This window comes from Chthoniobacterales bacterium (assembly GCA_018883245.1).
GTDB lineage: Bacteria > Verrucomicrobiota > Verrucomicrobiia > Chthoniobacterales > JACTMZ01 > JACTMZ01.
The window spans coordinates 72,559-85,522 of record VEQL01000009.1 but is presented as its reverse complement, the minus strand read 5'-3'; the positions used below and the strand labels follow the sequence as shown (position 1 = coordinate 85,522).

Below are 12,964 nucleotides of genomic sequence, written 5' to 3'. Positions count from 1 at the left end.
TCTCACCTGACGAGTTACGGAAGACGTTTCTGGCGAAGGAGAGGCTCGTCCGTTTGCTCTATCGGGCTGTCCAACCCGACCCGGCGGTGATTGAGTTCGCGCCTCGGGTCTATCTCTTGGCGACCCTTGCCGACACGATTCGGGAAAAAACAGGCGAGACGGAACAGCCGGATATTTCGCCAATAATGGAGCGCGTCAGGACGCTGCTCGACGAATCCATCGCCGCAGAAGGCTTCACCATCCAAGAAGGCACAAAGGGAGCGCGTCACGGGGTCATCGACCTGACGAAAATCGACTTCGAGAAGCTCGCGAGCAAGTTCAAGCAGTCGCGGCAGAAGAACCTCGACATCGAGAGGCTCAAGGTCGCCATACGCGGAATGTTGGAGCGAATGGTTCGGCTGAACCGGACAAGAGCGGACTTCCAACAGCGGTTTGAAGAACTCATTGCGAGCTACAACGCGGGGAGCCGCAACATCGACGAACTGTTCGAGGAGCTTGTGAAGCTCAGCAAGGACTTGACCAAGGAAGAAACGCGGCACGTTCGGGAGAATCTTCATCCAGAGGAGCTGACTATTTTCGACATCCTCACCCGTCCCGCCCCCGAACTGAGCGACAAGGAGCGCGATGAAGTCAAGAAAGTGGCGCGGGAACTACTCCTCAAAGTCAAAAAGCTTCTCAATCTCGACTGGCGACAAACGGCATCAGGACGAGCGAACGTGAAAATCGCCATCGAGGAAGCGCTCGATAGCGGATTGCCGCGCGCTTACGACAAGCCGATGTTTCAGGCAAAAGTCAAAGCCCTCTTCCAGCATATTTACGAAAGCGGAAGCGCGGCGTGACCATCCCTCGCGCTCGCCTTAGCCGGAACCATGCAGAAGAGTTTAACCACAGCCGTAGCGACAGACGCGCCTGATGGGCTTCCCCACCGCCCCATGCTGCGACATGGAAGCACGCAATATCGCCTCGGACGAGCGTCTCGATTGGCAAAAAGCACACAGCCCACCCACTCATTTTTCCTTCAAGTTTCAAGTTTCCGACTTCATCCTTCATCTCCGAACCTGGGGGTGTAGCTCAACGGTTAGAGCAGGCGGCTCATAATCGCTTGGTTCACGGTTCGAATCCGTGCGCCCCCACCACCACTCACTCTCTATGCCCACCTTCGACATTGTTTCCGAAATCGACCGTCAGGAGATCCTCAACGCCGTGGATCAGGCGCGCCGCGAGCTGGCCAACCGCTTCGACTTCAAGGGCTCGGAGGCCAAGCTTGAGATCGAGAAGGACGGAAACCTCCGTCTCACGGCCGAGGACGCTTCGCGGCTCAAAGGCCTGCGCGAGATCGCCGTCTCCAAATTGGCCAAACGCAACATCGATCTGCGCAATGTGGAGCAAAAGGATCCCGACATTTCCCCGCTCGGCCACGCGCGGCAGTTGTTCGTTTTCAAGCAGGGACTCGAGGGCGACAAAGCCAAAGAGATTTCGAAATTCCTCAAAGCTTCCGGGCTGAAAATCCAATCCACCCTGCAGGACAAACAAATCCGTGTGACCGGAAAAAAGAGAGACGATCTCCAAGCGGCCATCGCCGCACTCCGGGCCAAGGATTTCGGCGTTTCGCTTAACTACACCAATTTCCGGGACTGAAATTCGTCAGGCTTCGAGCACCTTGACGCCATAGCTCGCGGCCAAACGATCACGAGTCGCCAAACGAAGGTCCTCCACCAAGGCCTGCGCGATCAACATTCGATCGAATGGGTCGCGATGGTGCCACGGCAGGCGCCCAGCCAGCATGCCATGACTGCCGCGGATCGGAAGTTCGACAAAACGTGCACGCTCAACCGCTTCAAGCCAGTTGTCCGGCAACTCCAGTTTCCCCTGCGCGCGCTTGATCTCCAGTTCCCAGACCGAGGCCGGACTGAACCACACGTTGTTGGCTGCGGAACGAATCTCGCGCGCGGCGGCCGCGGATAATTTGTCCGGCGCAATCAAAGCCCAGAGCAGGGCGTGGGAGTCGAGCAAGATCCTCACCCATTCACTCCGCTACCCGCGGGGCTTCCGTCTTCTCGTCGCCGTAGAACCACCGCTCCACTTCTTTGTCTGGCGCCCAGCAATCAGCAGACTCCTTGGACTGTGAAGCAAGAAGGCCGAGCGGCCGATCACCACCGGACGCAGCCACGGGCACAAGTTGGATCATCGGCTTTCCCGCTTTGGCCACCACCACCGTCTCGCCTTTCACTGCCTCCTCAATCAAGCGAGACAAATGCGTCTTGGCTTGGTGTATGTTCAACACCTTCATTAGTCCAGCTTAGTTTAGTTCGATACAATGTCAACCGGCCATCTCCAATGTAATCCGGTCAAAAGCCCCCCTCGGATCATCCGCGCGCGAAATCGGGCGCCCGATCACCAAATGCGTAGCGCCCCCGCGCACGACGTCGGCGGGAGTGGCTGTGCGCTTTTGATCGCCGGCGTCCGCGCCTGCGGGGCGCACACCGGGAATGACCAGCAGCGGATCTTCGCCGAGTTCCGCGCGCAAAAGCGGCAATTCGAGTGCGCTGGCGACAAATCCGCGCACGCCGGCGGAATACCCCATCTTGGCGAGCCGCATCACTTGTTCTCCCACGCTGCCGTGGACGCCGCACGCCTCGAGCGTTTCGATGTTGGAGCTGGTCAGCACAGTGACGCCAAGGATGGTGAGAGCATCGCCCGCCGCTTCGGTTGCGGCGGCAGCCATCTCGGGTCCGCCCGAGAGGTGGATGGTGCAAAGATCCACGCCGAGTCCGCGCGCAGACTTCACCGCCGAGGCGACGGTGTTGGGGATGTCGTGCAGTTTCAGGTCGAGGAAAACGCGGGCGCCGCGGGCCTTGACAGCCTCAACCGCCGCCGGACCCGCCGCGGTGAAAAGCTGCAGGCCGACCTTGTAGAATCGGGCGCGACCCTCGAGCCGGTCCATCAATTTCAAGGCATCGTCGAACGAAGGCTCGTCAAGCGCGACGATGATTTCCGCTTGGCCGTGCGAGGAGGATCCGTGGATCATGCGTCGCAATGCAAATCCTTGCGCCCGCCAAAATCAACCTCAACCTGCGCGTGCTCGGCCGCAACGAAACCACGGGGTTCCACGACATCGAGACTTGGATGGCTCCCCTGTCGCTTGCCGACGAGCTGCGCGTTGAGCCGGATGACAAGCCGGGCATCAAGCTCGTTTGCAGCGACCCGCAGCTGGACAACGGGGCAGGCAACCTCGCCTGGCGGGCGGCCGATCTTTTCTTCCGCCAGACCGGCCACGCGGGCGGCGCGGCGATCGAGTTGCGCAAAAACACACCGCACGGGGCAGGCCTCGGAGGCGGGAGCAGCGACGCTGCCGCGGTGCTTTTGGCGCTGAACGATGCGGCGGGACGTCCGCTCGACACGGCAGCGCTGGAAAAGCTGGCCTCGCAAATCGGGTCGGATGTCGCGTTCTTCATCCGCGGAATCGCCGCCATGGCGCGGGGTCGCGGCGAAATCCTCGAACCACGCCCTCTGCACACCGCGCTCGACCTTTTGCTGATCAAGCCGCCCTTCCCCGTGGAGACGGCTTGGGCCTACGGTCAATGGCAGTCCGCGAACAAGGTCCCCGAGGAATGGGTCGCGCCGCAACTTCACGACGGGATCGAGATCTTCAACGACTTGGAACGCCCGGTCTTCGCCAAGTTTATCACGCTGGCCGCGATGAAACTTTGGCTGCTCGAGCACTCGCTCGTCGCTGCAGCAGGCATGTCCGGATCGGGATCGTGCATGTTCGCGATTCTCCGCGACCCCCGCGGCGCGGCACAACTCGCCGCGGATGCTCTCGCGGAATTCGGCACGACCTACTGGACGTGTGCTTGCCGGACCGTGGATGCAGGACAAGTCCTTGGGGATTGACCGCACCGCGCCATCCCGCAAGGCTGGCGCCGTCATGTCCCTCCGCGACATTCGCACCGATTATCCGCGCGGATTCCGTGCCAGACGGGGCCTGAACTGGTCGTCGCTCGGCCTGATGTATGCGGCTTATTACATGTGCCGCTACAACTTCCGTTTTGCGACCCCGGGGATGCAGGAGGAGTTCGGGTTCACCACAACCCAGATCGCGGACATGCTCGCCATCTGGTCGCTGACCTACGGGACCGGGCAACTCGTCAACGGGCTGCTTACCGACCGCATGGGTGGCAAACGGTCGATGAAAATCGGCGCTTTCGGGACTATCGCCGTCAATCTCCTCATGGGCCTGGCGCCTCTGCTGGTCATCGGCGGCGCACTCGCCGCAGCCGCGAGGTTCGTCTTTCGCAGCGACGTGATCGACCCGGCGTTCGCCGCGATCGCCGTCGTGTGGCTGGTCAACGGATGGTTCCAGTCGTTCGGCGCCCCGGGCATGATCAAGATCAACGCCGCATGGTTCCGCCGCACGGAACGCGGAACGTTCGCCGGAATTTTCGGTTTCATGATTCAACTCGGACAGGTGGTGAGTTCGAAAATCTCCCCTGCCATCCTGAACGGAATATCGCTCGGCATCCTTGTCATAGCGCCCGGCCAATGGCGCTGGCTTTTTATCATCCCGCCCCTCGTCACGCTGGCCGCTGCGATTTTTATGATTATGGCGGCCAAAGCCACGCCGGAGGAGGCCGGGTTCCACGGCGTGATCCGCGACGAACTCGACGATTCTGCGGGTGTCACCGTTTCGCTGAAGGAATCGTTCAAAACCATCTTCACCCACCCTCTGGTCTGGTTCTATGCCTGCGCCTACGCATGCACCGGCGCGGTCCGCACAAGTTCCGACCAACTCTCCATCCTTTACTTCCAAGAACAGCTCGGAATGAACATGAAGACAGATATTCCGTCCACGGTGGCGTGGACGCTGGCGGCGATGCCCATGGCCGCCGTGGGCGGGTCGCTCGCGTCGGGATGGATTTCCGACAAATTTTTCGCGGGCCACCGTTCGCCGGTCGCCATGGTTCTGTATTTTCTCGAGGCCGTGGTGATCGGCATTGCGGCCTTCCTGTTGATGAAAGGCTTGGTGAGCCCGACGCCCGCGGGAGTGTTGGCAGGCTGCGCCATCCTCATCGTCATTTCGCTCACGGCCAATTCCACCCACTCGATCGTGGGGAGCGCCGCCCCCATGGACATCGGCGGGAAAAAGATGGCCGGCTTCGCCGCCGGCGTCATCGACTCCTTCCAGTATTACGGCGGAGCGATCTCGCTTTTCATCACCGGACGCGTGCTCGACGCCACCAAGGCGGACTACGGCTGGCTTTTCTGGTATGTGATCATGGCAAGTTTCGGCGTGATGGGAGGCATCGCCATGCTGCTCGTCATGCGAAAACACAAGCGAATCCAAACCGCGACTTCATGAAACTGCTCGCCCTACTCCTCGCCTCCGCGCTCGCCGCAACCCCGCTGTCTGCCCAACCGCAGCCCGCCGGCGCACTGCGCATCGTGGGATCGAACACCTTCGGGGAAACGCTCGGACCCAAATTGATCGCGGCTTTTTCCAAAACATCCCCCGGCATTGCCGTGACTCTCAAACGTCCGGGCTCGGCAGAAGGCCTTGCCGCGCTGATCGCCGGACAGGCGGACATTGCGACGACCTCGCGGACGGCCACCCCGTCGGAGTTGGCCGCAGCGAAATCGGCCGGGGTTCGTCTGCAGCCTCAAACCATCGGAAGCTACGGTGTCTGCGTCATCGTCAACGAATCGAATCCGGTCCTCTCGCTCAAGCCTTCGAAAGTGAGGGACATATTCACCGGCAAGATCACCAACTGGAAGCAGGCGGGTGGCCCGGACCTGCCGATACGCACATTCATCCTCGATGCCGCGACCGGCGCACGCGCCGGCTTCCAGATACTCGCCATGGGAGGCAAGCCCTACGCCGAATCCGCCCGGGCTTTGCGCGACTACAACGCCATTGCGAGTGCCGTCGCCGGGGATCCGTCGGCAATCGGTTACGCAGGATTCGGATCGCAGCCTTCCGGCGTCCGCGCGCTGCTCATCAACGGCGAACCGCCCAATAGCGCGGCGGTTTACGAGCAGGTCTATCCCTACGCAAGCCCGCTTTATCTTTACACGCTTGAGCGCCGCGAAACTCCGGCGGCCAAAAAGTTCATCCGCTTTGTGCTCTCGAAAGAGGGGCAGCGCGTGCTTCAAGACGCCGGTTATGTTCCGCGACTGCCGCGACCGCCTTCGGTCAGGCCGTCCCTGGCTCCCTGACACGGTCGCCCGGTATTCCATCTTATTGGCGGATTGCGGTGTTTGCCTGAGGGTTATCTGCGCTAGGCTTCGGCTCCATCGCGATGATCCTCATCCGCGACATCAGCGCCGAACGGCGCGATTGACTTTTCAATCCAGCCGCAAACGCACGCCTCAACTTTTTTATGCTTACTGTCTCTCAAGTCACCAAATCCTTCGGCGGTCGCACCCTTTTCGAGGAGGCCTCGCTGCAGATCAACCCAGGCGACCGCATTGGACTCATCGGACCCAACGGCGCCGGCAAATCGACCCTCTTCTCCCTCATCCTCGGAGAAAACTCCCCCGACGAAGGTTCCGTTTGTCTCCAGCGCGGACGCACCGTCGGCTTCCTTCCGCAGGAGAGCGCACCTTCCGGTGACGAAACCGTCCTGCAACTGGCCACCAGCGTCACTCCCGCGATGACTGCCGCCTACGCCGCCCTTCGCGGATTTCCCGACGAGCATTCCGCCGAGCACCATGAAGCGCACGACGTCTTTCTCGAGCACGACGGCTACAACCTCGAAGCCAAGGCCAAACGTATCCTGGCGGGCCTCGCGTTCCGCGAAACCGACCACCACCGCCCGGCCCGCACCATGAGCGGCGGATGGATCATGCGCGCGCATCTCGCCCGACTCCTCGTCATGGAGCCCGACCTCCTCATGCTGGATGAACCGACCAACCACCTCGACCTTGAGACCCTCGGCTGGTTCCAGAGCCATCTCGCCAATTACTCCGGTGCGCTCCTCGTTATCTCCCACGACCGCGCGTTCCTCAACGCCATCTGCGACGGAATCGTGGAAATCTCCCGCCAGCGCCTCCACCGCTACCGCGGGAATTACGACGACTACCTTGTCGAGAAACGTGCCCGCGACGAGCAATACCTCGCAGCCTACAAAAACCAGCAGCGCGAGATCGCCCACCTCGAAGATTTCATCAACCGCTTCCGCGCCAAAGCCAGCAAGGCCGCCCAAGCCCAGGAACGCATCAAACAACTCGCGCGCATCAAACGCCTTCCGCCGCCGGAAAACGCCGAGGCCACCGTCAAATTCCGTTTTCCCCAGCCGCCGCGCAGCGGCCAACGCACCATGGTCCTCGAAAAGGTCCGCCAGGCCTACGGCGAGCATGTCGTCTACGAGGAACTTGACCTCACGATCGAACGCGGACAACGAACTGTCCTGGTGGGCCCCAATGGCGCGGGCAAATCCACTCTCCTCAAAATCCTCGCCGGCCTCCTCCCGCTCGAAGCCGGCACCCGCACCGAGGGTCACAATGTCGGCGTCGGTTACTTCGCCCAGCACCGCACCGACGCCCTCGACGTTCGACGGACCGTTCTCGAAGAAGCGGCGGACAGCGCCACCGGCGTGAGCGAACAAGCCATCCGCACGGTCCTAGGCTCCTTCCTCTTCCGCGGCGACGACGTCTTCAAAAATGTCGGCGTCCTCAGCGGCGGGGAAAAAAGCCGTCTTGCCCTCGTCAAACTCCTCCTCCGCCCCCCGAATCTCCTGCTCCTGGACGAGCCGACCACCCACCTCGACATGGCGAGCATCAACGCTCTTGTCGCCGCGCTCCAACCCTATGAAGGCACGCTGGTTTTCGTCAGCCACGATGTCCACTTCATCCGCTCGCTGGCGACGACCGTCCTCCACATCAATGCTGGACGCCTCACGCCTTACGCCGGCGACTACGACTACTACCTCGAAAAAACCGGCGCCGCCTCCGACCGCGGCGGACTCGTCGCCGCCCTGCAAAACCATCGTCCCGCTGAAAAGCCGGCGACACCCGCCGAAAGACCGAAACTCGGGCTCAAAGAAATCAAACAACAACGCCGCGCCGAAGCCGAAGCCCGCAAAGCCGCGACTGCCGCCCGCCGCGCCTCGGAGTCACGCCACCGAGAACTCGAACAGCGCATCATCGCCCTGGAAACCCGCCAGCGCGAACTTGCCGCCATCCTCGAAACCGCCCCCAACGACGCCACCTCATTCCCGCTCCATCGCGAACTCGCCGACGTCACTGAAGAACTCGAACAGGCCAACGAGGAGTGGAACAACATCGCCTCAACCCTCGTCAGCGCTTGAGACAATGGAGCACCGCCGCCGCCCGCGCTACCCCGGAAAAAATCCGCGGCGCTTCGAGCACAAATACAAGGAACTCGATCCGGAGCAACACCCGGACACGGTTGCCAAAGTGCTCGCTTCCGGCAAAACACCCGCCGGTTCGCACGTCCCCATCATGGTCGCGGAAATCCTCGATGTCCTCCAACCGCGGCCCGGCGAGTTTGCGGTCGATTGCACGCTCGGGCACGGGGGTCACGCGCACGCCATCCTGGAGCGGATCCAGCCCGGCGGACATCTGCTGGGACTCGATGCCGATCCGCTCGAATTGCCGCGCACGGAAGCGCGGTTGCGCAACGGCGGCTTCGACTCCGGTCAACTCGCCGTGATGAAGTCGAACTTCGCCGGACTGCCTGCCGCCCTGGCCAAACTTGGACGCTCCGGCGCCGATCTCATCCTCGCCGACCTCGGCGTTTCGTCGATGCAGTTGGACAACCCGCTCCGCGGATTTTCCGCCAAATCCGAAGGCCCGCTCGACATGCGAATGAACCCGACCCGCGGCCTCTCCGCCGCCCAGTGGGTGCAAAAAGTCTCCTCGCAAAAACTCGCGATTATTCTTGCTGAAAATTCGGATGAGCCGCACGCCGCAGCGATCGCCCATGCCATCGCCGGACAATCCTTCGCCACCACCCTGGATCTCGCCACCGCCATCCGCCGCGCACTTCCAACTGCGGGCGCTGACGAAATCGACCTCTCCGTGCGCCGCGTCTTCCAAACCATCCGCATCGAGGTGAACGAAGAATTCAGCGCCCTCGACACATTTCTGCGCGTCTTGCCCCGATGCCTGAACCACGGGGGCCGCGTCGCCATCCTCACCTTCCACTCCGGCGAAGACCGCCGCGTGAAAAAGTCCTTTCAAGCCGCGCACCGCGAAGGCCTTTACCGCGAAATCTCCCGCCGTGTCCTCCGCGCCTCCCCAGAAGAACGCCGCAACAACCCCCGTTCCACACCCGCCAAACTGCGCTGGGCCATCCGCTCCATGTAGCGGCGACGCCCCCGTCACACACTTTTCGGAAAGCATGGACCGAGATCCGGCGCGTCCCTACCTCGAAGCCACGAAATCCCCCGCAATCCTTGTTGCCGCGTCACGCATCGTCATTCGGCCCTCCGCCACGGACACGCCGAAATTGCCGACATCCTTGCGAACAACAGCGCTCTCCATCATTCCCGCCAAGACCTGCTCCCGCGCAAAATCGATCAACCCCTCCTGCACCTGACTCAGCCGCCGGACGTCCCACTCGCCGGACGTTTGCATCTCCACGCGAAACCGCTCGACCAGCTTCCAAACGTCCGCAATCCCGTTTCCCTTCAGGGCCGAACATGTCAGCACCTCCGGCCTCCACCCTGCCGTTGCCGCTGTCAGAAAATGAAGCACCTGCGCCAGCTCGAGCTTGAGTCTCTCCGCCGCGGTCACATTTTCCCCGTCGGCCTTGGTCACCGCGATACCGTCCGCCATCTCGACAATACCTTTCTTGATGCCCTGCAAATCATCCCCCGCGCCCGTCAACGCCAGCAGCAGGAAAAAGTCTGTCATGGATCTTACCGCAATCTCGCTCTGCCCCACCCCGACCGTTTCCACGAGGATCACATTGTATCCGGCGGCCTCGCAAAGGGTGATCGTTTCCCGCGTCTTGCGCGTGACGCCGCCGAGCGCACCTCCGGAAGGCGAAGGACGGATGTAAGCCGAGGGATGGCGCGATAACTTTTCCATGCGCGTCTTGTCGCCGAGGATGCTGCCACCGGAGATGGCACTGGTCGGATCGACGGCGAGCACGGCCACGCGGTGGCCCTGCTCGCAGAGATGGAGCCCGAATGCCTCGATGAAGGTGCTCTTGCCGACCCCCGGCACGCCGGTGATTCCCACGCGGACGGAAGAATTTTTCACCGCCAACAGCAGACGCATCAGCTCGGCCGCGGTCTGCGCGTGACGCGTCGAGGTGCTTTCGACCAGCGTGATCGCCCGCGCCAGAACGGACGTGTCGCCAGCGGATATCCCCGCCGCATAGTCCGCAGCGGGAAGGACATTGGTGGTTTTCGGATTCAATGGATTGGTGGGACGGCAGTTGCCCGCCCGGCAGACGGTTCCATGGATCGGGCGGAATGCGTCAGACCGGAGGCAGCCCGGAAAGCGCCGCGGCGATCTCTTCCTCGGGATACTCGTAGTTCTGCAACCGGCCCGCAAGGTAGTCCGTGTAGGCGGCCATGTCGAAGTGGCCGTGACCGCAAAGATTGAACAGGATAGTTTCCGCCTTTCCTTCCTCGCGGCAGCGGTGCGCCTCGGCGACAGCCGCAGCCACCGCATGGTTGGCCTCCGGCGCGGGCAGGATGCCCTCGGTGCGCGCGAAGAGGACACCTGCGGCAAAGGAGTCGAGTTGCTGCACGTTGCGCGCCTCGACCCAACCTTCGTTGACCACATGGCTGACGAGCGGCGCCATGCCGTGGTAACGCAATCCGCCGCTGTGGAACCCCGGCGGGATGAAGCTGCTGCCGAGCGTGTGCATTTTCACGAGCGGCGTCATCTTGGCGGTGTCACCGAAATCGTAGGCGAACTTTCCGCGCGTGAGGGACGGACAGGCGGCTGGCTCGACCGCGATGATCCTGTAATCCTCTTCGCCCCGGAGTTTGCGCCCGAGGTAAGGGAAGGCGATGCCCGCGAAATTGGATCCGCCGCCCGTGCACCCGATGACGATATCCGGATCGTCACCCGCCATTTCCATCTGCCGGAAACTTTCCAAGCCGATGACGGTTTGGTGCAGGAGCACGTGGTTGAGCACGCTGCCCAGCGCGTATTTGGTGTCGGGATCATTGGCTGCGACCTCGACCGCCTCGGAGATGGCAATGCCGAGCGAACCGCGGCAACCGGGGTCCGCGGCGAGGATGGCGCGCCCGCAGTCGGTTTCGTTGCTGGGGCTGGGCGTGACTTTCGCACCGTAAGTTTCGATGAGCGCACGCCGATAGGGTTTCTGATCGTAGCTCACGCGCACCATGAACACCTCGCACTCGAGACCGAGGAAATTGCAGGCCAGGGCGAGCGATGAGCCCCACTGGCCCGCTCCCGTCTCGGTGCTGAGCCGTTTGACGCCCTCCTGCTTGTTATACCAAGCCTGCGGGATGGCGGTGTTCGGCTTGTGCGAACCGGCGGGACTCACGCCCTCGTATTTGTAGTAAATCTTCGCCGGAGTCTGCAGCGCCTTCTCGAGGCGACGGGCGCGGAACAACGGAGACGGCCTCCATTGACGAAGAATTTGCGCCACCTCGTCCGGGATCGGAATTTCCCGCTCGGACGACATTTCCTGCTCGATGAGAGCCTGCGGGAAAAGCGGAGCCAGATCTTCGGGCGACAGCGGCTTGAGGGTTCCGGGATGAAGCGGGGGCGACGGCGGCGACGGAAGATCGGCCACCAAATTATACCAAGCGCGGGGAAATTCCTTCTCGGTCAAAAGATATTTGATGGTATCGCTCATGCCGCATTCGATATTAGCGGCTGGCGCGCGCGGCGGAAGCTCCGATCATCGCGGCAAAGCGTCCTGGTAAACTGCCGCTGCCTCGGTTGCGGCGCGGGCAACAGCGCGGCGCAGCTCCGCGGGCGAAAGCACTTCCACCTCCGCCCCCCAGCCTAGGATCCACTGACGCAGGTCCGGCGAAATGCCTACGCGCATCTCGAGCAATACCCCGTGTTTGTCGCGGACAACTTTCTGCGAAGGGTGCCACGTCCGTTCGCCGATAAGCCGCGCCGCAACCCCGCGAAAGCGCAGTTTCACCGGCTTCGCATTCCGCCCCTCGAACACCGCAAAACTTCCTTCGAGAATTTTCGCCAAGGAGAAATCTTTCGGGCGGCGGAAAGTCTCACCGGTGCGCTCCACATCGGAAACCCGGGGCAGCGCAAAAGTCCGCACGGCTCCCCGCGCCCCGTCCAGGCCGAAGAGATACCATTGGTTTTCGATGTATCCGAGATGATACGGGCGCACCACGCGGCGTTCGGGCTTCTCGCCCGCTAGCTTGTGGTAGGCGAATTCCACTTCGGCTCCGTCGAGAACCGCTTGGGCGAGAACGTCGAAAACGCTCATGTTGGAAAGACCGATTCCACCTCGGCGCACGGACAGCGCCTGCTCAAGGTCGTGCCAAGCGACTTCCATTCCGTCGCCGAGCGACTGGCTGAGCTTGCGGAAGGCCCCGGCAAGAGGGCGCTCGAACGGCGTCCCGCGAAACTGCTCCAGCGACTGCTGGGCGAGAAGCAGCGCCGCGACCTCGCCCTGCGACACTTTCATCACCGGAAAATCTTTGACCGGCGCGGTGTAGTAAAAGCCGTGCTTCACGGCATCGTATTCCAGCGGCAGACCCAAACGATCCCGCATGAACTCGATGTCCCGCATGATGGTCTTCGACGACACTTCCATGTCGTCGGCCATGACGCGGCAGTTGGGAAAGCCGCCCGCAGCGAGCTTTTGGTGAATTTTCCACATGCGCTCCATGGGTGGCCGGCTTGCAACTTCCCGCACCGGCTTGGGCGGACGCGAATTGTGGGAACTTTTCCGGGGCATAGGACAGCGAATGTCCTATGCCTTCGCCCAAACTCGCGGGCGATGAAAGCAAAAAAATACCTCGAACGCGCCAGCCGAAAC

13 protein-coding genes and 1 tRNA gene are annotated in these 12,964 nt (G+C 62.0%); 8 read left to right on the top strand and 6 right to left on the bottom strand.

Annotated features, from left to right (window positions below; all coding sequences use genetic code 11):
• The 3 genes from FGM15_05250 to FGM15_05240 all read left to right on the top strand — a co-directional run.
• Positions 1 to 839 (top strand): DUF3387 domain-containing protein (locus FGM15_05250; protein MBU3665269.1); only part of this gene is annotated, 839 nt, incomplete at its 5' end.
• 221 nt (positions 840 to 1,060) lie between these two features.
• A tRNA-Met gene (locus FGM15_05245) sits at positions 1,061 to 1,136 on the top strand.
• A 13-nt stretch (positions 1,137 to 1,149) separates the two neighbouring features.
• Entirely contained in the window at positions 1,150 to 1,638 is a 489-nt protein-coding gene (locus tag FGM15_05240) for a YajQ family cyclic di-GMP-binding protein (protein ID MBU3665268.1), read from the top strand.
• A gap of 6 nt (positions 1,639 to 1,644) precedes the next feature.
• Here FGM15_05240 and FGM15_05235 read toward each other — a convergent pair whose 3' ends face one another.
• The 3 genes from FGM15_05235 to pyrF are packed head-to-tail and all read right to left on the bottom strand — an operon-like array spanning position 1,645 to position 3,028.
• Positions 1,645 to 2,022 carry a type II toxin-antitoxin system VapC family toxin gene (locus FGM15_05235; GenBank protein MBU3665267.1) on the bottom strand — a complete coding sequence of 126 codons (378 nt, stop codon included), beginning with the start codon at positions 2,020 to 2,022 and terminating at the stop codon, positions 1,645 to 1,647.
• Positions 2,023 to 2,026: 4 nt separating this feature from the next.
• Positions 2,027 to 2,290, bottom strand: a complete 264-nt coding sequence (locus FGM15_05230; GenBank protein MBU3665266.1) for a type II toxin-antitoxin system prevent-host-death family antitoxin — start codon at positions 2,288 to 2,290, stop codon at positions 2,027 to 2,029.
• Between the two features lie 30 nt (positions 2,291 to 2,320).
• Positions 2,321 to 3,028, bottom strand: a complete 708-nt coding sequence (gene pyrF, locus FGM15_05225) for an orotidine-5'-phosphate decarboxylase (protein ID MBU3665265.1) — start codon at positions 3,026 to 3,028, stop codon at positions 2,321 to 2,323.
• A gap of 8 nt (positions 3,029 to 3,036) precedes the next feature.
• On the opposite strand from pyrF, the gene ispE reads away from it, so the two are divergent.
• The 5 genes from ispE to rsmH all read left to right on the top strand — a co-directional run bounded on the left by ispE (position 3,037) and on the right by rsmH (position 9,327).
• The gene (ispE, locus tag FGM15_05220; GenBank protein ID MBU3665264.1) at positions 3,037 to 3,894 is read left to right on the top strand and encodes a 4-(cytidine 5'-diphospho)-2-C-methyl-D-erythritol kinase; all 858 of its coding nucleotides are present in this window, start codon (positions 3,037 to 3,039) and stop codon (positions 3,892 to 3,894) included.
• The gene (locus FGM15_05215) at positions 3,815 to 5,359 is read left to right on the top strand and encodes an MFS transporter (GenBank protein ID MBU3665263.1); all 1,545 of its coding nucleotides are present in this window, start codon (positions 3,815 to 3,817) and stop codon (positions 5,357 to 5,359) included. Before ispE ends, FGM15_05215 begins: the two co-directional genes overlap by 80 nt.
• Positions 5,356 to 6,213 (top strand): PstS family phosphate ABC transporter substrate-binding protein, encoded by an 858-nt coding sequence (locus tag FGM15_05210; GenBank protein ID MBU3665262.1) that lies wholly within the window; start codon positions 5,356 to 5,358, stop codon positions 6,211 to 6,213. Before FGM15_05215 ends, FGM15_05210 begins: the two co-directional genes overlap by 4 nt.
• Positions 6,214 to 6,377: 164 nt before the next feature.
• On the top strand, positions 6,378 to 8,306 hold the full coding sequence (locus tag FGM15_05205) for an ABC-F family ATP-binding cassette domain-containing protein (protein MBU3665261.1): 1,929 nt from the start codon (positions 6,378 to 6,380) through the stop codon (positions 8,304 to 8,306).
• A gap of 4 nt (positions 8,307 to 8,310) precedes the next feature.
• Positions 8,311 to 9,327, top strand: coding sequence for a 16S rRNA (cytosine(1402)-N(4))-methyltransferase RsmH (rsmH, locus tag FGM15_05200; GenBank protein MBU3665260.1), 1,017 nt, complete (start codon positions 8,311 to 8,313; stop codon positions 9,325 to 9,327).
• A 57-nt stretch (positions 9,328 to 9,384) separates the two neighbouring features.
• Here rsmH and meaB read toward each other — a convergent pair whose 3' ends face one another.
• From meaB to FGM15_05185, 3 genes are read right to left on the bottom strand one after another with little or no spacing between them, the layout of a single operon-like run.
• Positions 9,385 to 10,497 (bottom strand): methylmalonyl Co-A mutase-associated GTPase MeaB, encoded by a 1,113-nt coding sequence (gene meaB / locus FGM15_05195; protein MBU3665259.1) that lies wholly within the window; start codon positions 10,495 to 10,497, stop codon positions 9,385 to 9,387.
• A complete protein-coding gene (locus FGM15_05190; protein ID MBU3665258.1) occupies positions 10,448 to 11,806 on the bottom strand; it encodes a TrpB-like pyridoxal phosphate-dependent enzyme in 1,359 nt (452 codons plus the stop codon). Before FGM15_05190 ends, meaB begins: the two co-directional genes overlap by 50 nt.
• 45 nt (positions 11,807 to 11,851) lie before the next feature.
• On the bottom strand, positions 11,852 to 12,883 hold the full coding sequence (locus FGM15_05185; protein MBU3665257.1) for a WYL domain-containing protein: 1,032 nt from the start codon (positions 12,881 to 12,883) through the stop codon (positions 11,852 to 11,854).
• Positions 12,884 to 12,964 lie beyond the last annotated feature (81 nt).